Here is a 23,899-nt window from a genome sequence, read left to right as displayed (position 1 = left end):
AGGCCGAGGCAATGGCGTCCGTCCATCCGCGCACCTCACCGGGGGCGCGCGGGGGAACACCGCCCGCCGGGCCCGCGGGACGGGTCCTCATCGTCGGGTCAGTTCGGACAGCCAGCGCTCCAGGGCCGCCGGGGAGCGGAACAGCAGCACCGGCGGTCCGGCCGGATCGGCCTGCCAGGCGCGCATCCGCCGCCGGGCCCGGCCGAACGCGGTGACGTGCCACAGCAGGATCGAGTCCCGGGACAGCACGCTGCGCAGCGACTCGCGGTTGCCGTTGCAGATCTCCTCGCCGCTGACCAGCCGGTGGGCGGTGCGCCGCAGCAGCCGCCAGAAGGAGAGCCAGCGCGGGTAGTCCAGGCCGACGACCAGGTCGGCGCGCGCCAGCACCACGTCGCGCCAGCCGTGGTACGCCCCGTCGAGGATCCAGCGGTCGCGTCGGCAGACCTCCTCGATCCGGCTGCGCTGCTCCGCGACCGGCACCTCCACCCAGCCCGGCTGCCACAGCAGGTCGTCGACCGGGTGCCACGGCGAGCCGAGGCGCTCGGCCATCCGCGCCGCCAGGGTGGACTTGCCGGCGCCGTACACCCCGTAGACGAGGACGCGGGCCGGTGCGGTCATCGCGGCAGCGTACGCCGCCGACGCCGGTCGGGTCCCGGCCCGGTGGCGCCTCGATCCGGGCGGACGCGGGCGGGCGGTGGCGCCACCGGTTCCGGTCGCGGCGACGGCGGTCCGGGTCGCCGGCACGGCGTCGCGGCACGGCGGGCCGCGACCGGGGCCGCGCCACCGGGTCATACACTCATCTCCTGGTCACGCGCCCGGACGCCGCTCACGTCGGGGCCGACGACGCACCGGAGCCGGGCGGACGGCAGCCGGTCCCGGCACACGGCGTGACGCCCGGGTCGGCAGGAGTGGATCGCCGGTGCGCGCACCGGCACCGAATCGCCGGACGGGGCGGACCGGCACTGAAAGGGACTGCTGGTGAGGCGACGAGGCAACGGGACCCGGCGGCTACGGGTCGCGGCGGGGACGGTCGTCGTCCTCGCCGTCGCGACGGCCCCCGGTGGTGCCGTGGCCGACCCGACATCCGCACCGGCCCCCGGGACGCCGGTGTGCGAGGTGCGTGGCGGCCGGCTGAGCGAGATCTCCGGCATGGTCGCCACGGACGACGGCTTCGTCATGATCAACGACGGCGCGGACGACGAGGCCCGCCGCCGCATCTTCTTCCTGGACGATCGGTGCTCCGTCGTGCGGACCGTGTCCTATCCGTCCCGGCCGCGCGACACCGAGGATCTCGCCGTCGGCGCGGACGGCACGGTCTGGGTGGCGGACATCGGGGACAACGACCGGTCGCGGCAGACGATCGCGGTGTGGAAGCTGCCGCCGGGAGCCGACCGGCCGGTGTTGTACCGCATGGCCTATCCGGACGGTCCGCACGACGCCGAGGCCCTGCTCGTGACCGGCGACGACCGGCCGGTGGTCGTGACCAAGTACTCGGCCAACCTGTACGCGCCGAGCGCCGCCCTGCGTACGGGTGCGACGGCGCCGCTGGTGAAGGTGGGGCAGGTCCGGCTGCCGGCCTCCACGACGAGCAACCCGTTCGGGGCGCTCGGTCGCACGGCGGTCACCGGCGCCGCCACCGCACCGGACGGGCACCGGATCGTCCTGCGCACCTACGCGGACGCGTACGAGTTCGACGTGACCGACGGCGACGTGGTCACTGCGTTGACCGGCGGGACGCCACGGATCATCGCGCTGCCCGACGAGCCGCAGGGCGAGTCGGTCACCTACAGCCGCGACGGGCGGTCGCTGCTCACCGTGTCCGAGACCGCCGACCAGCCGCCGGGGACGATGCCCGCGGTCCGGCGCTACCCGCTGCCGGCGGCCGCCGGGTCCCCCGCCCCGTCCAGCACGCCCGGGCCGACGGCCCGCGCCGCCGACGACGGAACCGGTCGCCCCGGCGCCGTGGGGACCTACCTCGTGGCGGCCGGAGCGCTCGGGCTGGCGCTGATCGCCGTGGGGCTGCTCGCGTTGACTCGCGCCCGGCGCGCCAGGTCGCGCTGACCCGCGACCGGGTACCCGGGTCGCGCCGACCCGGACGCGGCGGGTCAGGTCCCGCCACCCGGTGCGCCGGGTGGCGGATCCACGCGGCGGGCCGGGTCGTGCCAGCCGCTGCGGCTTCCGGGGTGCGCGCCCGGGTCAGGCTCCGTCCCCCCGGGACGGAGCCGCGGTGTGCAGGCCGGTGAACAGGGCGGCCAGCAGGTCGCTGCGCGCGTCGATGCCGGCCGCCGAGACCCACTCCTGTCGGGCGTGTGCGCCGCCACCGGGCGGGGCGAGCCCGTCGACGGTGGGGCGGCCGAGCGCACCGGTCGTGTTGGTGTCGGCCGCACCGTCCGCCGGGCGACCGGCGAGGCTGCCCTGACCGAGGTCGGCGGCGATGCCCACGATCCGGTCGAGCAGGTGCGCCCCCGCCTCGTCCGGCCGCCAGGTGGGCCGGTGCGAGAGCAGCCGGGTGTCGAGCCGGGCGCGGTCGCGCACCGGGCGCAGCGACCGCAGGCCGGCGAGGACGGCGTCCTCGTCCGCCGGGTCGCTGAAGCGCAGTCCCAGTTCGACGTGGGCCTCGCCGGCCACCACGTTGGTCCGCCCCCCGCCGGCGATGGTGCCGGTGTTGAGCAGGACCGGCCGGCCCCGCACGAGTGCGCGGAGCCGCACGAGCTGGTCGACGAGCTCGTCGATGGCGTTGACTCCGGCGTCCGGGTCGAGCGCGGCGTGCGCCTCGATCCCGGTTACCTCGATGCGGACCCGGGTGCTGCCGCGTCGGCCGGTCTTGAGGTCGCCGCCGGGGTGCGGCGGCTCCAGGCCGAGCACCGCGCGGGCCCGGGCCGCCTCGGCCCGGACCAGTCCGGTGGCGGTGGGCGAGCCGATCTCCTCGTCGGCGACGACGAGGACCCTGATCTCGGGGCGCGGGGCGCTCTGCCGCTCGACGCGTGCCGCCGCCGCGAGCAGTGCGACGATCCCGGCCTTGGTGTCGTACACGCCCGGGCCGCGGACGACGTCTCCCTCGACGGACCACGGCATGCCGGACAGCGTGCCGACCGGCCAGACGGTGTCGTAGTGGGTCAGCAGCAGCACCGGGTCGCCCGGGATCCCCCGCGCGGGGAGGGTCCAGACCAGATGGTCGCCGCTCGGGTGCGGCACCCGGGCGGTGTCGAAGCCGGCGCGGGCCGCGTCGGCGTCGAGCACGTCGGCCAGCGCGGCCAGCGCCCGCCGGTCACCGGTCGGCGACTCGTGCAGCGTGTAGCGGTGCAGCGCGTCGAGCGCGGCGCGGGAATCTGACGGCGAGGACGACACATACGGACCGTATGGTTCACCATGAGGCCTTGTCAACGGGGTCGAACATCGGCAGCATTGGACACATACGATCGCTATCTTTCACATGGGAGTGGCCGATGACCGCTGACCCGCAGGGGATCGTGGCGCGAGACCTCGCCGGGCTCGCCGAGTGGACGGCGGCCTCGGCGCTCTACCGGGCCGTCTTCGGTTACGAGGGCCCCGAGCACGCCGTCAGCCCCCGCCTCCTGGCCGCGCTGCGCGAGAACGCCGGGACCGCGGTCGGCGCGTTCGACGGGGACGGCTCCCTCATCGGCTTCTGCTACGGCTTCACCGGCGTCGAGCACGGCGAGCTGTACCACTACTCGCAGGCGGCCGTCGTCGACGCGCGGGCGCAGGGGCGCGGCGTCGGGCGCCTGCTCAAGCACGCCCAGGCCGAGGCGGCACGACGCGCGGGCGCGCACACGATGCGGTGGACCTTCGACCCGTACGCGCTGCGCAACGTCCACTTCAACCTGAACGTGCTGGGCGCCGTCGGGATCCGCTTCCTGCCCGACTTCTACGACGACGGCGACAGCGACCGGGTCCTGGTCCGGTGGGACCTCGACCGCCCCGGGGGCGGCACCCGGGCGCCCGGGCACGGGCCCGCGGCCGTGGACTCGCCCGCCGACGACCGTACCGCCGCGCGGAGGCCCGACGACCGGGCGCGACTGCGCCAGGAGCTGGCCGACCGGTTCGCCGCGGGCGGGCGGCTCGTCGGCGTCGCGCGGCGGGCGGAGCGCCCCGGCCGCGTCAGCTACCTGTTCGCACAGGATTGAGGCATGAGCACGAAAAGATCGACGCCCTCGGAGCGCTTCGACCGCAACGTGCAGCGCAGGTCCGCGCAGGTGCTCAAGCAGCGGGTCCTGGAGCAGCAACGCACCGAGTTCGCCACGGCGCTGGCGTGGGCCGCCGAGCAGGACGCCATCGAGCGGGCCGCGGCGCTCATCGTGTCGGCCCGGCGACGGTACCTGCTCGGCCACGGCAAGTCGCTCGGCTTCGCGTCCCTGCTCGCTTCCGACCTCAGCGCCGGGCTCTCCGGCGTCCACCTCGTCGACGGCGCGGCACTGCGGCCCCTCGACCTGCTCAGCGACATCCGCCAGGGCGACCTGCTCGTGGCCGTCTGCATGGCGCGCTACCGGCGCGAGACCATCGACGTCGCCTCCGCCTACGTCCGGCACGGCGGTCAACTGGTCCTCGTCACCGACGCCGAGGACGCGCCGCTGGCCGAGAGCGCCGCCGTCCGCATCGTCATCGGCACCGGCAGCGCCTCCTACGCCAACTCCCCCACCTCGGTGGTGCTCGCGCTGCACCTGCTCGCCACCCTGACCATCGCCAGCTCGAAGGGGGCCGGCCGCCGCCTGCGCGAGCGCGACGCCCTCGCCGCCGAACTCGATCTCTACCAGGAGGAGCCGTGACCGACCGCAGGCGAGGCGGAGGGACCGCCGACGGGCCGCCCGGGACGACCGGGACGACCGGGACGATCACGCCGGGCGCGGCGAGGTGACGGCGTGAGGCGGATCGAGGCGGTGGAGCTGCGCCGGGTCCGGCTGCCGCTCGTGCACCGGTTCCAGACCAGCTCCCACGCCAAGCGCGAGCTGGAACACATCCTGGTCGCGCTCACCGACACCGACGGCGCCGTGGGGTGGGGCGAGATCGCCTCGCCGAGCGGCCCGTTCTACTGCGCCGAGACCGTCGAGAGCTGCTGGGCGGTCGCCCGTGACCACCTCGCGCCGATGGTCCTGCGTACCGGCTGGGAGCACCCGGCGGACCTGGCCGCGACGCTCGGCAGGGTCCGGGGCAACCACTTCGCCCGCGCCGGTTTCGACATCGCCGCCTGGGCGTTGTGGTCGGCCGCCGAAGGCACCTCCCTCGCGCACGCGCTGGGCGGCACGCGCCGCAACGTCGAGGCGGGGGTGTCGCTGGGGATCGAACCCACCGTCGACGACCTCCTCGCGCAGGTGCGGCTGCGGGTCGACGAGGGCTACCGCAGGATCAAGCTCAAGATCGCGCCCGGCTGGGACGTCGATCCGGTGCGGGCCGTGCGCGCGGCACATCCGCGCGTGCCGCTGCACGTCGACGCCAACGGCGCCTACGAGGACACCCCGGAACACCGGGCCGTCCTGGCGGAACTCGACGGCCTGGGCCTGCTGATGATCGAGCAGCCGTTCGCGCCACGGGCGCTCGTCGCGCACGCCGCCCTCCAGGAACGCATCGACACCCCCGTCTGTCTCGACGAGTCCGTCGAGGAGCTGGACGACCTCGTCACCGCGCTGCGCCTGGGCGCCGTACGCGTGCTCAACGTCAAGGTCTCGCGGATGGGTGGGCTGACCCACGCCGTACGGGCGCACGACCTCGCGCGCGAGCACGGCGTCCCGGTGTGGTGCGGCGGCATGCACGAGTTCGGGATCGGACGGGCCGCCAACGTCGCGCTGAGCGCGCTCGCCGGCTTCACGCTCCCCTCGGACGTCTCCGGTTCCGACAAGTACTACGCCCGCGACGTCACCACCCGCCCGATCGTGAGCGCCGACGGGCTCGTCGAGGTGCCCGCCGGGCCCGGGCTCGGGTGGGACGCCGACCTGACGTACATCGGGGAGAGGACCACCGACCGGCTCGTGCTGCGCGCGGACGGCGCGGCGTGACGGGCCCGGCGCGGCTGACGCCGGCGGGCCGGCACGCCGGCCGGCGGTGCACGCCTTCCCCACGGCACCGGGCCCGGGTCCGCGCGCCGGGCCGGCGACGCCACCGGAGGCGACCACCCGGGTAGCCTGACCGGCACCATGGACGGTCACCGATTCGCCGTGTCCCGGCTCCTGCCGCCGCCCGGGCTGCCCCGGGCGATCGCGTACCAGTCCGCCATGGTCGCCGTCGGCAGCGGCACCTTCCTCACCGGCAGCATCGTGTTCTTCACCGAGGTGCTCGGGCTCAGCGCCGTGCAGATCGGGGTCGGCTTCTCGATCGCGGGGCTCGCCGGGGTCGCCACCTCGCTGCCGCTGGGCGCGCTGGCCGACCGGATCGGCGGGCAGCGGTCCTGGGCCGTGGGCGCGCTCGGCTCGGCGCTGACCTTCGCCGCCTATCCGCTCGTGATGTCCTTCGTGGGCTTCGTGGTGCTGATGGTGGTGGCCGCCGTGACCGACTCGTTCGCCAACGCCGGGCGCACCATCTACACCGCCGACGCCATGCCGGCCGGGGACCGGGTGCGGACGATGGCGTACGCGCGCTCGTACCTCAACGCCGGGTTCACCCTCGGCACCGGGCTCGGCGCGGTGGCGCTGGCGTTCGACTCCGCCGCCGCGCTCGTCGCCATGGTGCTGCTCAACTCCGCGTTGTCCCTGCTCAACGCCGGCCTCGTGACCCGGCTACCGGCCGCGCCGGTGGTACGCCACGACCGGGCGGCCACCGCCTCGCGGTGGGCGGTGCTGAAGGACCTGCCCTACGTGACGACCGCCGTGCTCCTCGCCGTCATGATGTTCCACTCGGTGATCCTCGTCGAGATCCTGCCGCTCTGGGCGATCACCCACACCGACGCCCCCAAGCCGCTGCTCGGCGCGATGCTGGCCCTCAACACGGTGCTGGTGATCACGTTGCAGGTGCCGGCGTCGCGCGGCGCGGACTCGCTTCCCGGCGCGGCCCGCCTGATCCGCCGGGGCGCCCTCGTCACCGCGCTCGCCTGCCCGGTGGCCGCGCTCGCGGGCCGGACCGGCGGCGGATGGACCGTCGTCGCGCTCCTCGGCGTCGTGGTGCTGGTGACCACCACCGAGTTGTGGTTCTCGGCGGCGCTCTGGTTCGTCCAGACCAACGTGCCGCCCGCCGCGTCGCGCGGGGTGTACCTCGGCACGGCACAGACGATCAGCTCGGCCGCGGACGTCTTCGCGCCGGTGGGCCTGACCCTTCTGGCGATCCAGACCGGCGGCTGGGGCTGGTGGGTCGTCGCGGCGATCTTCGTGGGCTGCGCGCTGGCCGCCGGCCCGGCCGTCGGCTGGGTCGCCCGGACGTCGCGGATCGACGCCGGCGCCGACGCGCCGCCGCCGTCGTCGTCCACACCGGACTCCGAGGCGGCCGTACGGCCCACCTCCGCGTGACGTCGGAAGATCGACCGATCCTTGACACGGAATCGACGTGGCTGAAATCCTTCCCGGCGAAGGGGGTCCGATGAGCGCTGACGACGACACCCGGACGTACGCCGTGGTCGTGAACGACGAGGAACAGTTCTCGATCTGGTGGGACGACCGTGAACTGCCCGCCGGCTGGCGGCGTGAGGGCACCACCGGGACACGCGGCGAGTGCCTCGCCCGGATCGACGAGGTGTGGACGGACATGCGGCCGCTGTCGTTGCGGCGTTGGATGGACGAGCACGCCGCCACCGGCTGACGCCGCACCGGACGAGGGCGCATGAACGACAGTTGCCAGCGGTATCCGGCCCTCGCCGTGCAACGCGGGATGGTGCTGCAGACCCTCCGGCAGCCCGCCGGAGGGGTGGACGTCCAGCAGGTCACGATCAGGTGGGACGGTCCGCCGGACCGGGACGCGTTCACCGCCGCCTGGCAGGCCGCGACCCGGCGGCACGCGGTGCTGCGTACGGCCTTCGAGGTCGACGGTGACCACGGCGTCGCGCAGGTCGTCCGGTCCACCGTGGCGCCGGACCTGCGGTGGCGGGAGACGACGCTCGATGACTTCCTCCCCGCCGACCGGCACGAGCCCTTCGACGTCGGCCGGGCGCCCCTGCTGCGGGTCACCGCGCTGAGCGACCACCACGTCGTCGTCACCTTCCACCACGCGATCCTCGACGGCCGCTCCACCCGGATGCTGCTCGACGAGGTCCTCGCCGACTACGCCGCGCGCCGGGCCGGCCGGGCGCCGGACCCGCCGCGCCGGCCGCCGTTCGCGGACTTCGTGCACTGGTGGGGCACGCGCGACCCGGGCAGCGGCGACGCGTTCTGGAAGGGGTACCTCGGCGGCGCCCCGATGCCCCGGGCGCTCCCGGGCCGCCTCGACGCGGACCCCGACGCGCGCGGCGTGCCCGTCGCGCACGAGGTCGCCCTCACCCGGCCGGAGTCCGACCGGCTCCGCGCCGCCGCCGCGGCGGCGGGCGTCGGCGTCAGCGCCGTGGTCCACGCGGCCTGGGCGCTGCTGCGCGGCGGCTACGGCGGGGTCGACGACGTCACCTTCGCGGTCACGAGATCCTGCCGGTACGACAGCATCCCGGACGCCGAGAAGATCCTCGGGCTGCTGCTCAACACGGTGCCGCTGCGGATCCGCCTCGATCCACGGTGGACGGTGCGGCGGTTCCTGGCCGACGTGGCGGACCGGATCCGGCGGCTGCGCGAGCACCAGCTCACGCCGGTGCACACCATCCTCGACCAGGCCGGCCTGGCACCCGACACGCCGCTGCTGGACAGCCTGGTGGTCTTCGAGCGGCAGCGGCTGGCCACCGCCCTGGCCGAGGGCGGGCCGGAGAGCGCCCGGCGCTCGGCCCGCGTGCACCGCATGCCCGGCTATCCGCTGACGGTACACGCCTTCGACGAACCGGAGCTGCGCCTCGGCGTGACGTGGGACGGCACCAGGCTGCTGGACGCGTCGGCGCGGCGGATCCTCGCACAGTTGCACGGCACCGTGCGCGAGTTGGCGCAGCGACCGGACGCCCGCCTGGCCGACCTGGACCTCGGCGTCGCCGGCGAGGCGCCCCTGCGCGCCGCCTGGAACGCCACCGGGCGGCCCTACCCCCGCGACGCCTCCGTCCCCGAGGTCTTCGCGACCCGCGTGGCCGGCGACCCGGCCGCCACCGCGCTGGTCCTCGACGACCGCACCGTCTCGTACGCGGAGCTGGACCGGGCGGCCGACCGGCTGGCCTGGACGCTGCGCCGGCACGGGGTCGCCGGGGAGACCCCCGTCGCCGTGCTGCTCCCCCGGGGCGAACCGCTGATCCGGGCCCTGCTGGGCGTGCTCAAGGCCGGCGGGGCCTACCTCCCCGTGGACCCGGCCGCCCCACCCGCCCGGATCGCGGGTCTCCTCGCCGCCAGTGGCACCCGCCTGCTGCTGACCACCTCCGCGACCGCCGCCGGCCTGCCCGATCTGGGCCCGGTCCGGGTGCTGGACGTGGACGCGTCCGCCGGGGAAGCGGCGCCGGCCGGCCCGCCGCCGGGGCGGAGCCACCCGTCGCAGCTCGCCGCCGTCCTGCACACCTCCGGCTCGACCGGGGCGCCCAAGCGGGTCGGGATCACCCACCGGGGCGTGGTGCGGCTGGTGACCGGCCCGGACTTCGCCACCCTCGGCCCCGGCGAGCGGGTGCTCCAGTTCGCCCCGACCGCGTTCGACGCGTCCACCTGGGAAATCTGGGGCGCCCTGCTGACCGGTGCCACGGCGGTGGTCGCGCCGCCGGACCCGGTGGACCTCACCCGGCTGACCGCGTTGATGCGTACCGGCGGGGTCACCGTCGCCTTCCTCACCGCCGGGCTGTTCCGGCAGCTCGCCGAGGAGGACGTCACGGCGCTGGCGGGCGTGCGGCAGCTGCTCACCGGCGGCGACGTGGCCGACCCGGGCGCGGTCCGCGCCGTGCTCGCCGCGCGCGGCGGGCTTCCGCTGGTCAACGCGTACGGGCCGACGGAGAACACGACGCTGACCAGTTGCCACCTGATGAGCGGCGCCGGGCCGGTGGGCGACCGGGTGCCGATCGGCCGTCCCGTGCCGCAGAGCACCGTCCACGTGCTCGACGCAAGCGGCCGGCCGGTGCCGGTCGGGATCGCGGGCGAGCTGTACACCGGCGGCGACGGGCTGGCCCGCGGCTACCTCGGCGACCCGGCGGCGACCGCCCGGGCGTTCGTGCCGGATCCGCTGGTGCCCGGCGGGCGCCTCTACCGGACCGGTGACGTCGTCCGCTGGCGCGCGGACGGGGTGCTGGAGTTCCTCGGCCGCCGCGACGACCAGGTGAAGATCCGGGGGTTCCGGGTCGAGCCGGGCGAGGTGGAGGCGGTACTCAGGACGCACCCGCAGGTCGCCGCGGCGGCGGTGGGCGTACGGGGCGACGGGCCGGAGCGGCACCTGGTCGGCTACGTCACGCCGGCCGGCGCGGCGGTCCCGAGCGCGGCGGGCCTGCGTGAGCACGTCGCCGCCCGGCTGCCGGCCCACCTGGTGCCGGCCGCGTTCGCCGTCCTCGACCGGTTGCCGCTGACCGCGTACGGGAAGGTCGACCGGGCGGCGCTGCCGGCGCCGGGCCTCGCCAGTCCGGATCCGGACGTCGCCGGGCCCGCCACGCCGACCGAACACCGGCTGGCCGGGCTCTGGTCCCGGCTGCTGCCCGGCGGGCCCCCGCCCGCGAGCATCGGGCGGGAGACCGGCTTCTTCACCCTCGGCGGCAACTCGCTGACGGTCACCCGGCTGATGTTCCGGATCCGCGAGGCGTTCGGCGTGGAACTGGGCGTGGGCCCGTTCTACCGGGCACCGACCCTGGCCGCGACGGCGGCGGCGATCGACGCGGCGACCGGATCGGCGCCGGGCGGCCGGGTGGGGACGGGGCCGGCGCTGCGCCGCCGCGACCGGGTGCCGCACCGCAGCGAGCGGGACCTGCCCGCGCACCTGGCCCGGCTGACCGACGGATGGGCCCTGTGGCGGACCGTCTGCCTGCGGGGCGCGGGCCTCCCGGTCGACCTGCTCGCCCCGCTCGGCGACGCGGCGCTCGCCGCCGCCGCGGACCGCGTGGTGGCGGCCCGGGCCGACGGCGACCCGGCCGGCATCGCCGGCGCCGAGGCGGCGTACGCGGCCGCCTACCCGGGGGCGGTCGACCGGCTCACGGTCGCGCTGCACGCGGTGGCGGCCCACCCCCGCTTCCGCGAGGCGGTGGCCTGGCAGAACCCGCACGCGCTGCGCACCGGCGTCGACGCGCTGCTGCGCCGGGGCCCCGGCAACCCGACCCGCAACACCAAGCACCGCCAGCACGAGGCGCTGGTCACCAGCTACCTCCAGCGCTACTGCGCGAAGAACGACACCATCGGCTTCTTCGGGCCGGTCGGCTGGGCGCGGATCGAGCCGGGCACCGGCGTGCGGGTCGACCCCGCCGACCCGCCGGCGCTGCTCGCCGGGCGAACGGTCTACCTGGAGGGGTGGGCGGTCGCCGCGGTGCTGGCCCCGTACGCGGAACGGCTGCGCCCGTGGCTCGTACCCCGGCTCATGCCCTTCCTGGAGCTGGCCGGGACGACGCTGCGGGTGCCGCTCGCCCCGCCGGTGGCGCTGACCGACGCCGAGGCGGCGGTGCTGCGCGCCTGCGACGGGGTCCGCGACGCCGACGAGGTCGCCGGGGCCGTGCTGGCCGAGCCGGGTTCGGGACTGCGGTCGACGCGGGAGGTGCACGAGGTGCTGGAGACGTTGGCCGGGGCCCACCGGATCGCGTGGCGGCCGGAGGTGGCGCCGCACGACACCCGGCCGGAGCGGACCATGCGGGCCCGGCTGGCCCGGGTCACCGACGAGGCCGTGCGCGGGCCGGCGCTAGCCGCCCTGGACGAGCTCTGCGCCGCCCGGGACGCGCTCGCCTCGGCGGCCGGCGACCCGGAGCGGCTGACCGGCGCGATGGCCGACCTGGAGGCCACCTTCACCCGGCTGGCCGGCGTCCCGGCCACCCGGCGCGCCGGCACGATGTACGCCGGCCGCACCCCCGTCTACGAGGAGTGCCTGCGCGCCGGCACGGTCGGCGTCGGCGAGGCGGGCCTGGACGGGATCCGCGACGCGCTCGGCCTGGTGCTGGAGAGCGCGCGCTGGTTCACCGCCGCCGGCGCGACGCTATACCGGCGCCTCTGCGCGGACATCCACCGGCGCCGGGCCGCCGAGCTGGGCACCGACGTGGTCCCGCTGGCCGACTTCTGGCTGCTGGCCGGCGAGGCGCTGTTCCACCCGCCGCAACGGCTGACCGCCCTGCTGACCGCCGCGCTGCACCGGCGCTGGGCCGACGTGCTGCCGCTGCCGGCGGGCGGGCGACGCGTCCGGCTCACGGCGGCGGAGCTGGCTCCGGCGGTGGCCGCCGCCTTCCCGCCGGGGCGGCCCGGCTGGCCGACCGCGCGGCAGCACAGCCCGGACCTGATGCGGGCCGGCGACGAGTGGGTCCTGGGCGAGCTGCACCCGGGCGTCAACACCCTGCGGTACGCCACCTGGGTCGCCTACCACCCGGAGGTGGACGCGCTGCGCGCCGCGCTGGCCCGGGACGTGGGCACCGCGGCGGTCTATCCCGCCGAGACCGGCCAGGAGGGCGGCGTGCCGACCAGGCAGAGCAACGCGCTGACCGGACCCGACGACATCCGGTTGGTGTTCGCGCACGACTCGTTCGGGCACGACCCGCGCCGCAGCCTGCGCGTCGGCGAGTGCGACCTGGTCGACACGCCCGGCGGGCTGCGGGTACGGTCGCGCGACGGGCGGTTCGACGTGGACCTGATGCACGTCCTCGGCGACGTGGTCGGCGCCGGGCTGTCCCAGCTCTTCCGCGTCCTGCCCCCGGCGGCGCACCAGCCCCGGATCACCATCGACTCCCTCGTGGTCAGCCGCGAGGCGTGGACGTTCGCCGCCGCCGACCTCGCCTTCGCCGACACCCGCGACGAGGCGCTGCGGTTCCGGCAGGCGCGGGCCTGGGCGGGCGCCCACGGCCTGCCGCGTCACGTGTTCCTGCGCTGCGCGGGCGAGCGCAAACCGGTCCACGCCGACCTGACCAGCCTCGCCTCGGTCGACCTGGTGTCCCGGTCGGTCCGCCGGGCCCGCCGGCACGCCGGCGACGACGCCACGGTGGCAGTGGTGGAGATGCTGCCGGCGCCGGACCAGCTCTGGCTGACCGGTCCCGACGGCCGGTACACCGCCGAGCTGCGGGTCGTCGCGGTCGACGGGCAGGTGCGTTGAGATGGCCGTCTTCGAGTTCCCGGCGTCGGCCGCGCAACGGCGGATGTGGCTGCTCGACCAGCTCGATCCGGGCCAGCCGACCTATCACGTCGGGTGGGCGGTGTGGCTGGACGGCCCGCTGGACACGGCCGCGCTCGACGGGGCCTGGGCGGCGGCGGTCGAGCGGCACGAGATCCTGCGCACCACCTTCCGGGCCAACGGCGGGCGGCCGATCCAGGTGATCGACGACTCCGCCCGCGCGAGCGCCATCGAGGTCGTGGCCCTGGACGAGCTGCCCGAGGCGGACCGGGAGGCGGCGGCCCGGGTCGCGCTGCGGGAGCACGCCCGCACCCCGCTGCCGCTGGAGCGTGGCCCGCTGACCCGGGTCACGCTGCTGCGGCTCGCCCCGCAGCGGCACGTCCTGGCGCTGGTCGCGCACCACGCGATCGTCGACGGCTGGTCGTTCCGGCTGCTCTTCGACGAGATCTCCGCCGACTACGAGGCGCTGCGCGCCGGCCGGCCGCCCGTCTCGGTCGAGCCGCCCCTGCAGTACGCGGACTTCGCCCTCTGGGAGCGGGAGCACGACGACGCGGGCGGTCACGCCGAGGCGGAACGCTTCTGGCCGGCCGAGCTGGCCGGTGCCCCGCCGGAGGTGCCGCTCCCGGTCGATCACCCGTACCCCGACCGGCTGTCGCCAGCCGCCGGCGAGGTGGCGGTGCCGGTCGACGGGGAGCTGGCCGGGGCGCTGCGCCGCCTGGCGGGGGCGCGGGGCAGCACCCTCTTCACCGTGCTGCTGACCGCGTACGCGGCCCTGCTGTCCCGGCTCAGCGGCGCGGACGAGGTGCTCGTCGGCGTGCCCGTGGCCGGGCGCACCCGGATCGAGACCGAGCCGATGCTGGGCCTGTTCGCCAACACCGTCGCGATCCGGGCGGCGCTGCACGGCGAGCCGACGCTCGCCGAACTGCTCGACCGGCTGCACGCCGCCACCGCGCGCGCCCAGGCCCACCAGGATCTGCCGTTCGCCCGGGTGGTCGAGCTGTGCCGGCCGCAGCGGCAGCCGTCGCGGGCGCCGCTGGTGCAGGTGATGTGCACGGTCGAGGAGGCCCTGGCGCCGCTGGAGCGGGGGGAGCTGCGCTGGCGGCCGGAGCTGGTGCCCACCGGCACCGGCAAGTTCGAGCTGGAGCTGGCCGCCGTCGCCGGCCCCGACGAGCTGACGGTGCGCCTGCGGTACCTCACCGACCTCTTCACCCCGGACAGCGCGGGCCGGTTCGCCGACGCCCTGGGCGCGATCCTGACCGCGCTGGCGACCGCCCCGCAGACCCGCGTCTGCGACGTGGACGTCCTCTCCCCCGCGACGGCGGACCTCGTCACCCGGGTGTGGCCGGCCGCCCGGTCCGGGTCGGTCCCGCCGCCGGGCAGCACCGCGGCGGCGCTCGTGACCGGGATCGACGCCGGCGACCGGGTGGTGATCGCCGGCGACGACGCGACGCTGACCGGTGCCGCGCTGCGCGGGCTCGCGGGCCGGATCGCCACGGGGCTGCGCGGGCTCGGCGTACGGGTCCAGGAGACCGTGGGCATCGTCCTGCCCCGGGGAGCGCGTCCGCTCCCGGCGCTGCTGGGCGTCTGGTGGGTCGGGGCGGCGTACCTGCCGCTCGATCCGACCCACCCGCCGGGGCGGCTGCGCGGGATGCTCGCCGACGCCGGGGTGCGGGTGGTCGTCACGGACAGCGGCGGCGTCCCCGCGCCGCTGCTGGCCGAGCTGGCCGCGTCGGTGACCCTGCTGGACCTGGCCGGGCCGGAGCCGACCGGCGCGGGGACGCGACCGGTGCCGCCGCCGTGCGCGGTGCCGGCGTCGGCGGCGGCGTACGTGCTGTTCACCTCGGGGTCGACCGGCCGGCCGAAGGCGGTCACCGTCACCCAGGGCGCGGTGGCGCACCTGCTGCACGCGTTCCGCGGGATGATCCCGCTGGGGCCGGCCGACCGGGTCCTCTCGGTGAGCCCGTTCGCGTTCGACATCGCCCTGCTCGACCTGCTCCTGCCGCTGCTGTGCGGGGCGCCGGTGGTGGTCGCCGGCGACGACGACGTGATCGACGGCAACCGGCTGCGCCGGCTGCTCACCACGGCCGGGGCCACGATGCTCCAGGCGACGCCGACGACCTGGCGGATGCTGGTCGCGGCCGGCGGGGTGCCGGCGGGGGTGCGGCTGCGCCTCAGCGGCGGGGAGGCGCTGCCCCGGGCCCTCGCCGACGCCCTGGCCGAGCCGGGCACGCGCCTGTGGAACCTCTACGGCCCGACCGAGACGACCGTCTACTCCACCGGGGCCGAGGTCGCGCCGGGGTCGGCGCCGCCGGACCTGGGCCCGGCCCTCGCCGGCAGCCGGGTCTACGTGCTGGACCGGTGGCTGCGGCCGGTGCCGCCGGGTGTCGTCGGCGAGGTCTGCATCGGCGGCGCGGGGGTCGGCCGGGGCTACGCCGGCGCGCCCGGCTGGACCGCCGAGCGGTTCGTGCCCGACCCGTTCACTCCCGGCGGACGGCTCTACCGCAGCGGCGACCTGGGGCGCTGGCTGCCGAGCGGGCGGATCGAGCCGCTGGGGCGGGCCGACCGGCAGGTGAAGGTGCGGGGGTTCCGGGTCGAGACGGCGGAGGTCGAGGCGGTGCTGCGCGGCCACCCGCAGGTCCGCGACGCGGTCGTGACGACCGCGTCCGACGTGGAGCACGACGGCGTGCGGCTGGTGGGGTACGTGGTCACCGACCCGCCCGGGACCGATCCGCCGGCGGGGCTGGCCGAGCACGCGCGCCGGTTCCTGCCCGCGCACATGGTGCCGGCGGTCTTCGTGGCGCTGCCCGAGGTGCCCCGGACCTCGCGCGGCAAGCTGGACCTGCGCGCCCTGCCACCGCCCGGCAGGGGTTCCGGCTCGGGCGAGGCGCCGGTGGCCCCGCGTACCCCGTTGGAGCGGGAGCTGGCGGGGTTGGTGGCCGACCTGCTGGGCCTGCCCGGCCCGGTCGGGGTCGCCGACAACTTCTTCGTCCTGGGCGGGCACTCCGTCAAGGCCACCCAGCTGATGGCCCGGGTCTGGACGACGTACGGGGTCGACCTTCCGGTCCGGACGCTTTTCGACGACCCGACCGTGGCCGGGCTGGCCGCCGCGGTCACCGCCGCCGGGGCGGGCACCCGCGCGGGGTCCGACGCGACACCCGCGGGCGCCGCAGCGGCGGGGGCCGGCGCTCCGGCTCGGCCCGACGGCGCGGGATACCTCGACACGTTGACCGACGACGACGTCGACGACCTCCTCGCCGGCATGGACGGGCCGTCGAGGTGGGACGGGTGAGCGGTCCGCCGCAGCCGCCGGCCTGGCTGGCGGCGGTGCTCGCCGCGCTCGCCGAGGGCCACGACCCGGCCGCGAAGCCGGCCTGGCGTCGGCGGGTCGACGTTGAACTCGACCGGCTCGCCGGCCGGGTGCCGTTCCCGGTCGTGCACGACTGGCACGCGCGCGTGCTCGCCTCGACGCCCGGCGGGGACGCCGGGCGGCTGGTGGGTGACCTGCACCGGCGGGCGCTGGCCGGCGACCGGGTCGGGGCCGACGAGTGGCGCGGCGCGCTCGGGCCCGCCCTGCGTGAGCTGTACCGGGCCGCCTACCCGTACGCCGAGGCCCGGGCGGTCGCGTACGCCAACGCCGAGGTCTACGCGAGCGCCAACGGCTACGGTCCCGACGAGGTGGTCGAGTTCGCCGCGCACTACGCCGACCTCAGCACCGGGGCCAACGCCGAGGCGTTCGCCGACGCCAACGCCCTCGCGAACGCCGACGCGCTGGCGGGCGCCCTGGCGCGGGCCGACGCGGCGGCGTACGCCGAGACGTACCCGGCCGCCCTGGTGCGCGCGTACGCCCTGGCGGCGGCGAACCGGGCCGGCGCGGCGGGTGCGCCGTACGTGCTGCGGGCGGCGTACGGACGGCTCGCCGACGCGCTGGCCGAAAGTCTGAGCCGCGTGTCGGATTGAGGTCTCCGGACCGGTCCGTCGGTCCCTGGTCTCGGCTTGTCGAGTCGTCTACTGTGGATCCACTTCGGCCGATGTCAGGTGGCGCAGTCAGGTGGCGCGGCGGGCCGGCGGGGAATCGAGGGGGCACACTTGCCGGACGACAAACCGACCCGTGTTTCGGCCCCCGGTCGCGTCCCACCGGCACGGACACCCGCCGAGGTCGAGCGCCTGCCGGACCGGTCCGGCCTCCTGCCGCTCTCCTTCGCGCAGCGGCGGCTGTGGTTCCTGGAACGCCTCGGCAGGGTCGGTCACGCCTACCACATGCCCCTCGCCCTCCAACTCGACGGCCGGCTCGACAGGGACGCGCTGCGGGCGGCCCTGGACGCGCTGGTCGCCCGGCACGAGGTCCTGCGTACCCGCATCGTGCCCGACGGCGCCGAGGCGGGCCAACGCATCGACCCGCCCGGGGCCGCGTTCCCGCTCGGGCTCGACGACCTGACCGGGCACGCCGATCCCGGCGCCGCCCTGGCCCGGCTCCAGCAGGAGGAGAGCACCGCCCCGTTCGACCTGGCGGCCGGCCCGCTGTTCCGGGGCCGCCTCGTCGTCCTCGCCCCGGACCGGCACGTGCTCCTGCTGACGATGCACCACATCGTCAGCGACGGGTGGTCGCTGGGGATCCTGACCCGTGAGCTGGGGGTGCTCTACGCCGCGCACCACCACGGCCGGCCCGATCCCCTGCCGCCCCTGCCCGTGCAGTACGCCGACTACGCCGCCTGGCAACGCCAATGGCTCACCGACGGCACCCTGCAACGCCAGGAAAACCACTGGCGACACACCCTCGCCGACGCACCCACCCTGCTCGAACTACCCACCGACCGCCCCCGCCCCACCGAACAGGACCACCACGGCGCCCACCTACCCGTCACCATCGACACCCACCTCACCACCGCCCTGAAAACCCTCACCACCCAACACGGCGGCACCCTCTACATGACCCTGCTCACCGCCTGGGCCATCGTCCTGTCCCGCCTCTCCGGACACCACGACCTCATCATCGGCACCCCCACCGCCAACCGCCGCCGCGCCGAACTCGAAAACCTCATCGGCTTCTTCGTCAACACCCTCGCCCTACGCATCGACCTCACCGACAACCCCACCACCACCCAACTCCTGCACCGCGTCCGCGACCTCACCCTCACCACCCTCGACCACCAGGACCTCCCCTTCGAACAGGTCGTCGAAGCCGTCAACCCCACCCGCAACCTCGCCCACACCCCCCTGTTCCAGGTCATGTTCGCCTGGCAGAACAACGAGGACGTGGACCTGGACCTGCCCGGTGTCGAGGTGACCGCCCTGGCCAGCCCGTGGACCAGCGCCAAGTTCGACCTGACCCTCTCCCTGGCCGAGCACGACGGCCGCATCACCGGCAGCCTGGAGTACGCCACCGCCCTGTTCGACACCGCCACCGCCCAGCGGCACATCCGCTACCTGCGCCACGTCCTCACCCAACTCGTCGCACACCCCGACCAGCCCATCGACCAGCTGACCCTGCTCGACCCGGCGGAGCGCCGCGAACTCCTCGCGGCCTGGGACGACGCGACCGCGTACCCGGTCGGGCGGACGATCCCCGCGCTGTTCGCGCAGCGGGCCGCCGCGACCCCCGACGCGGTGGCCGTGACGTTCGAGGGAACCTCGCTGACCTACCGCGACCTCGACGCGCGCGCCAACCGGCTGGCCCACCACCTGCGCGAGCACGGCGTCGGACCCGACACCCTCGTCGCGGTCTGCCTGGACCGCTCACCCGAGCTGGTCGTCGCGCTGCTGGCCGTCCTCAAGGCCGGCGGCGCGTACGTGCCGCTCGACCCCACCCATCCGGCGGAGCGCCTCACCGAGCTGCTCCGCGACAGCGCCCCGGTCGCCGTCCTCACCCACGCCGCGACCCGCGCCACCCTCGACGGCCTGACCACCGCGCCCCTCGTCGACCTCGACGCCGACGCGCACCGCTGGGCCGACCGCCCCACCACCGACCCCGACCCCGGCACCCGACCCGACCACCTCGCCTACGTCATCTACACCTCCGGCTCCACCGGCCGGCCCAAGGGCGTCATGGTCGAGCACGCCAACGTGGTGCGGCTCTTCTCCGCCACGGCCGGGTGGTTCGGCTTCGGTCCGACGGACGTGTGGAGCCTCTTCCACTCCTTCGCGTTCGACTTCTCCGTCTGGGAGATCTGGGGGGCGCTGCTGCACGGCGGCCGGCTGGTGATCGTCCCCCGCCTGGTCAGCCGCTCCCCCGCCGACTTCCACCGGTTCCTCTGCGACGAGGGCGTCACCGTCCTCAACCAGACCCCCAGCGCGTTCCGCAGCCTGATCGCCGCGCAGGCCGACAGCGCGCGGGCGCACCGGCTGCGTACGGTGGTCTTCGGGGGCGAGGCGCTGGACCCGACGATGCTGCGGCCGTGGTATGCGGACGCGCGCAACGGGCGCACCGAACTGGTCAACATGTACGGCATCACCGAGACCACGGTGCACGTGACCCACCGGCCGTTGACCCCGGCCGACACCGAGCGACCGGGCGTCAGTCCGATCGGGCGGCCCATCGGGGACCTGCGGCTCTACGTGCTCGACGGGCGGGGTGAGCCGGTGCCGCCCGGGGTCGTCGGTGAGCTGCACGTCGGTGGCGCGGGGGTCGCGCGCGGCTACCTCAACCGGCCCGCGCTGACCGCGGAACGATTCCGGCCCAGCCCGTTCGTCGCCGGGGACCGGCTCTACGCCACCGGTGACCTCGTGCGCCACCGCCCCGACGGCGGTCTCGAGTACCTGGGGCGCAACGACTCCCAGGTGCAGATCCGTGGCTACCGCGTCGAGCTGGGCGAGATCGAGGCCCGGCTGGCCGCCTGTCCCGGCGTACGTGACGCGGTGGTGACGGTCACGACCGACGCCACGGGCGAGCCGCGCCTGGTCGGCTACTACACCGCCTCGGTGCGCCGGCTGACCGCCGAGGCGCTGCGGACCCGGCTGGCCGGTGTCCTGCCGGAGCACATGGTCCCGGCCGCGTACGTGCGGGTCGCCGAATGGCCGCTCACGCCCAACGGCAAGCTCGACCACCGGGCGCTGCCCGCACCCGACGGGTCCGCCTTCGCCACCCGGCACTACACCGAGCCGGTCGGTCCGACGGAGACCGCCCTCGCCGCCATCTGGGCCGAGGTGCTCGGCGTCGAGCGGGTCGGCCGGCACGACAACTTCTTCGCGCTGGGCGGGCACTCGCTGCTGGCCCTGCGGGTGCTGGAGCGGATGCGCCGCCAGGGCATGCCCGCCGACGTACGCGCGCTCTTCTCCTCGCCGGTCCTGGCCGACCTGGCCCGCGCGGTGGGTGCCGGCGCGGACCGGGCCGAGGCGACCCCGGACCCGATCCCGGTCGGCTGCGACCGGATCACCCCGGACCTGCTGCCGCTGGTGGAGCTGAGCCAGCCGGAGATCGACGCGGTCGTCGCCACCGTGCCCGGCGGGGCGCCGAACGTGCAGGACGTCTACCCCCTGGCCCCGGTGCAGGAGGGGATGCTCTTCCACCACCTGATGGCCCGCGACCGCGACCCCTACCTGGTCACCACCGTCCTCCGCTTCGCCGACCGGCACCGGTTGGACCGCTACCGCACCGCGCTGGAGGCGGTGATCGCCCGGCACGACGTGCTGCGCACCGGGGTGGTGTGGCACGGGATCAACGAGCCGGTGCAGGTGGTGTGGCGCCGCGCGCCCCTGCCGGTGGAGGAGGTCCCGCTCGACCCGGCGGGCGACGACCCGCTCCGGCAGCTCCGCGAGCACGTCGACCGGCGGTACGCCCGCCTCCCCCTCGACCAGGCCCCCCTGCTGCGGCTGCTGGTCGCGCGGGACCCGCGCGACGGCGCGTGGCTGGCCGTGGAGCTGATCCACCACATCGTCGACGACAACACCTCGCTCAAGCAGCTGCGGGCCGAGGTCCGCGCGTACCTGGCCGGCGAGGGCGACCGGCTGCCGCCGCCGCTGCCCTTCCGTGACTTCGTGGCGCGGATCCGGCGCGGCGCGGACCGGGCCGAGCAGGAGAGCTTCTTCCGCCGGATGCTCTCCGACGTCGACAGCCCGACCGTGCCCTTCGGTCTGCGCGACATCCACGGTGACGGGCACAGCATGCGGGACGCCCGGGTGTGGCTCGGTCCGGAGCTGACGCGGCGGCTGCGGCAGCGAGCCCAGGCCCTCCAGGTCGGGGTGACCAGCCTCTTCCACGTCGCCTGGGGGCAGGTGCTGGCCCGGGCCGGTGGCCGCCGGGACGTCGTCTTCGGCACCGTGCTCTCCGGCCGGATGGACGGCGGCGCGGGCAACGACCGCGTCCTCGGGCCCTTCCTCAACACGCTCCCCCTGCGGGTCACCCTCGACGACACCGGCGTCACGGAGTGCGTGCTGCGCACCCACGAGGCGCTGACCGGGCTGATCCGGCACGAGCACGCGTCGCTGGCGCTGGCCCAGTCGTGCAGCGGGGTGGCGCCGCCGACGCCGCTTTTCACCGCCCTGCTGAACTACCGGCACGCCGAGGTGCTGGCCGAGTCGGACGCCCCCGCGCCGGACCCCGACGCGGACGACCTGACCTACCTGGCCGCGCAGGAGCACGGCAACTACCCGCTCGCGCTGGACGTCGACGACCTGCGCGACGACGTCGTGCTGACCATCGCCGCCGCGGCCGGGGTGGCGCCCGACCGGGTCTGCGCGATGGTCGAGCGGGCCCTGGAGACGCTGGCAGACGCGCTGGAGCGGGCGCCGGACGCGCCGGTGGGCGGGCTCGACGTGCTGCCTCCCGCCGAGCGCCGCCGGCTCGTCGAGGAGGGCAACGACGCCACGGTGGCGTACCCGCCGGGGCGCTGCGTGCACCACCTCGTCGAGGCCCAGGCGGCCCGCGATCCGGAGGCGGTGGCCCTCGTCCTCGGCGACGAGCGGCTCACCTACGGCGAGTTGAACTCGCGGGCCAACCGGCTGGCCCACCACCTGCGCGCCCGGGGCGTCGGGCCGGACCGGCCGGTGGCGATCTGCGTCGAGCGGTCGCTGGACACCGTGGTGGGCCTGCTGGCCGTCCTCAAGGCCGGTGGCGCCTACCTCCCGTTGGACCCGGCCTACCCGGTCGACCGGCTCGCCGCCATGCTGCGCGACAGCACGCCGGTGGCGGCGCTGACCCACGGCCCGGCCCGCGAGCGGCTGCACGCCGCGCTCGCCGGACTCGACACGCCGGTGGTCGACCTGGACCTCGACGCGGCGGCCTGGGCGGAGCTGCCGTCGACCGACCCGGTCGTCGACGGGTTGGGCGCGCACCACCTGGCGTACGTCATCTACACGTCCGGCACCTCGGGCACCGCCAACGGGGTGCTGGTGGAGCACCGGCAGCTGGTGGCCGTCGCCGCCGCCTGGGAGCGCGTCCTCGACCTGCGTCCCGGCCTGGTGCACCTGCAGATGGCGAGTTTCTCCTTCGACGTTTTTACCGCCGACGTGGTGCGGGCCCTCGGCTTCGGCGGGCGGCTGGTGCTCTGCCCGCGTCCGCTGCTGCTGGACAGCGCGGGCCTGTACGCCCTGCTGCGCCACCACGACGTGGACTTCGCCGACTTCGTGCCGGCGGTGCTCAACCCGCTGCTGGACCATCTGGAGTCCACCGGCGGGAGCCTCGCCGCGATGGAGACGGTGGTCTGCGGCTCGGACGCCTGGACCGCCGCGAACGCCGCCCGGCTCCGGGCGCTGTGCGGGCCGCGGGTGCGGATCGTCAACGCGTACGGCGTGACCGAGGCGGCCGTCGACAGCACCTGCCACCTGCTCCCGGCGGACGGCCTCGCCGGGGCGACCTGCCTGCCGATCGGCCGGCCGCTGCCGAACGTGCGCGTCTACCTGCTCGACGTCGAGGGCGAGCCGGTCCCGGACGGGGTGGTCGGGGAGATCCACATCGGCGGCGCGGGCGTGGCACGCGGCTACCTGAACCGGCCCGAGCTGACCGCGCAGCGCTTCCGCGCCAACCCGTTCGTGCCGGGCGAGCGGCTCTACCGCACCGGTGACCTGGGCCGCCGGCTGCCGGGCGGGGAACTGGAGTTCCTGGGCCGCGACGACTTCCAGGTGAAGATCCGGGGCTTCCGCGTCGAGCTGGGCGAGATCGAGGCGCGGCTGGCGGCGACCGAGGGCGTCCGGGAGGCGGTCGTCGTGGCGCGCCCGGACGCCGGCGGCCACCAGCGGCTCATCGCGTACGTGCTGGCCGGGGCGAAGGAGGCGCCGGACGCCGCGCGGCTGCGGGACCGGCTCGCCGGCGAACTGCCCGACCACATGGTGCCCGCCGCGTACGTCCGGCTGGCCGCGTGGCCGCTGACGCCCAACGGCAAGCTCGACCGGGCGGCGCTGCCGGCACCGGACGGGGAGGCGTTCGGCCAGCGCGGGCACGTCGGGCCGGTCGGTCTACTGGAGGCCATGGTCGCCGGCGTCTGGGCCGAGGTGCTGGGCATCGAGCGGGTCGGCCGGCACGACGACTTCTTCGCCCTGGGCGGGCACTCGCTGCTCGCCATGCGGCTGGTGTCCAGGATCCGGCAGGTGCTGGGGCGGGAGGTCTCCCCGGCGGCGCTCTTCGCGGCGCCGGTCCTCACCGCGTTCGTCGCCCGGCTGACGCCGGACGGCCGCGACGTGCTGCCCCCGATCCGCCCGGTCGACCGGGCCGGTG

Annotated in this window: 12 protein-coding genes (1 of these 12 running past the window's edge); 10 read left to right on the top strand and 2 right to left on the bottom strand. The window is 76.0% G+C overall.

Features of this window, described 5'->3' with window-relative positions:
- Positions 1 to 87: 87 nt before the first annotated feature.
- Entirely contained in the window at positions 88 to 618 is a 531-nt protein-coding gene (locus DER29_RS31940; RefSeq protein ID WP_121401482.1) for an adenylate kinase, read from the bottom strand.
- A gap of 360 nt (positions 619 to 978) precedes the next feature.
- Between DER29_RS31940 and DER29_RS31935 the strand changes: the two genes are divergently transcribed.
- Positions 979 to 2,061 carry an esterase-like activity of phytase family protein gene (locus DER29_RS31935; protein ID WP_233600289.1) on the top strand — a complete coding sequence of 361 codons (1,083 nt, stop codon included), beginning with the start codon at positions 979 to 981 and terminating at the stop codon, positions 2,059 to 2,061.
- A 135-nt stretch (positions 2,062 to 2,196) separates the two neighbouring features.
- Here the strand turns inward: DER29_RS31935 and DER29_RS31930 are convergent, their stop codons facing one another.
- On the bottom strand, positions 2,197 to 3,348 hold the full coding sequence (locus DER29_RS31930) for a M20/M25/M40 family metallo-hydrolase (RefSeq protein WP_121401328.1): 1,152 nt from the start codon (positions 3,346 to 3,348) through the stop codon (positions 2,197 to 2,199).
- A gap of 98 nt (positions 3,349 to 3,446) precedes the next feature.
- Between DER29_RS31930 and DER29_RS31925 the strand changes: the two genes are divergently transcribed.
- The 9 genes from DER29_RS31925 to DER29_RS31885 all read left to right on the top strand — a co-directional run.
- Positions 3,447 to 4,145: a GNAT family N-acetyltransferase gene (locus DER29_RS31925; protein WP_121401327.1), complete on the top strand. Its 699-nt coding sequence runs from the start codon at positions 3,447 to 3,449 to the stop codon at positions 4,143 to 4,145.
- A 3-nt stretch (positions 4,146 to 4,148) separates the two neighbouring features.
- Positions 4,149 to 4,784 carry a MurR/RpiR family transcriptional regulator gene (locus tag DER29_RS31920; protein WP_121401326.1) on the top strand — a complete coding sequence of 212 codons (636 nt, stop codon included), beginning with the start codon at positions 4,149 to 4,151 and terminating at the stop codon, positions 4,782 to 4,784.
- A gap of 93 nt (positions 4,785 to 4,877) precedes the next feature.
- Positions 4,878 to 6,008 (top strand): o-succinylbenzoate synthase, encoded by a 1,131-nt coding sequence (gene menC, locus DER29_RS31915; protein ID WP_121401325.1) that lies wholly within the window; start codon positions 4,878 to 4,880, stop codon positions 6,006 to 6,008.
- Between the two features lie 138 nt (positions 6,009 to 6,146).
- Positions 6,147 to 7,448, top strand: coding sequence for an MFS transporter (locus DER29_RS31910; protein ID WP_121401324.1), 1,302 nt, complete (start codon positions 6,147 to 6,149; stop codon positions 7,446 to 7,448).
- 70 nt (positions 7,449 to 7,518) lie between these two features.
- The gene (locus DER29_RS31905) at positions 7,519 to 7,737 is read left to right on the top strand and encodes an MbtH family protein (RefSeq protein ID WP_121401323.1); all 219 of its coding nucleotides are present in this window, start codon (positions 7,519 to 7,521) and stop codon (positions 7,735 to 7,737) included.
- Between the two features lie 21 nt (positions 7,738 to 7,758).
- Positions 7,759 to 13,236 carry a non-ribosomal peptide synthetase gene (locus DER29_RS31900; RefSeq protein ID WP_121401322.1) on the top strand — a complete coding sequence of 1,826 codons (5,478 nt, stop codon included), beginning with the start codon at positions 7,759 to 7,761 and terminating at the stop codon, positions 13,234 to 13,236.
- Position 13,237: 1 nt separating this feature from the next.
- A complete protein-coding gene (locus DER29_RS31895; protein WP_121401321.1) occupies positions 13,238 to 16,543 on the top strand; it encodes a non-ribosomal peptide synthetase in 3,306 nt (1,101 codons plus the stop codon).
- Complete coding sequence (locus DER29_RS31890; protein WP_148710161.1) at positions 16,540 to 17,211, top strand: SpcZ; 672 nt, start codon at positions 16,540 to 16,542, stop codon at positions 17,209 to 17,211. The genes DER29_RS31895 and DER29_RS31890 overlap by 4 nt, the downstream gene beginning before the upstream one ends.
- A 129-nt stretch (positions 17,212 to 17,340) precedes the next feature.
- Positions 17,341 to 23,899, top strand: the start of a protein-coding gene (locus tag DER29_RS31885; protein WP_158619128.1) for a non-ribosomal peptide synthetase. The gene runs 7,040 nt beyond the window's last position; only the first 6,559 of its 13,599 coding nucleotides appear in the window; the start codon lies at positions 17,341 to 17,343; its stop codon lies beyond the right edge, outside the window.

This window comes from Micromonospora sp. M71_S20, assembly GCF_003664255.1.
In the GTDB taxonomy this organism is placed as follows: Bacteria; Actinomycetota; Actinomycetes; order Mycobacteriales; family Micromonosporaceae; genus Micromonospora.
Note: the sequence above shows the minus strand (reverse complement) of the source record. Positions and strands in the feature narration are given on the sequence as shown.

What these genes read in the sequence shown, in the direction of transcription:
- DER29_RS31900 (WP_121401322.1), top strand. Translation starts at nt 7,759, where the DNA reads ATGAACGACAGTTGCCAGCGGTATCCGGCCCTCGCCGTGCAACGCGGG.
- DER29_RS31920 (WP_121401326.1), top strand. Translation starts at nt 4,149, where the DNA reads ATGAGCACGAAAAGATCGACGCCCTCGGAGCGCTTCGACCGCAACGTG.
- DER29_RS31905 (WP_121401323.1), top strand. Translation starts at nt 7,519, where the DNA reads ATGAGCGCTGACGACGACACCCGGACGTACGCCGTGGTCGTGAACGAC.
- DER29_RS31940 (WP_121401482.1), bottom strand. Translation starts at nt 618, where the DNA reads ATGACCGCACCGGCCCGCGTCCTCGTCTACGGGGTGTACGGCGCCGGC.
- DER29_RS31925 (WP_121401327.1), top strand. Translation starts at nt 3,447, where the DNA reads ATGACCGCTGACCCGCAGGGGATCGTGGCGCGAGACCTCGCCGGGCTC.
- DER29_RS31895 (WP_121401321.1), top strand. Translation starts at nt 13,238, where the DNA reads ATGGCCGTCTTCGAGTTCCCGGCGTCGGCCGCGCAACGGCGGATGTGG.
- DER29_RS31910 (WP_121401324.1), top strand. Translation starts at nt 6,147, where the DNA reads ATGGACGGTCACCGATTCGCCGTGTCCCGGCTCCTGCCGCCGCCCGGG.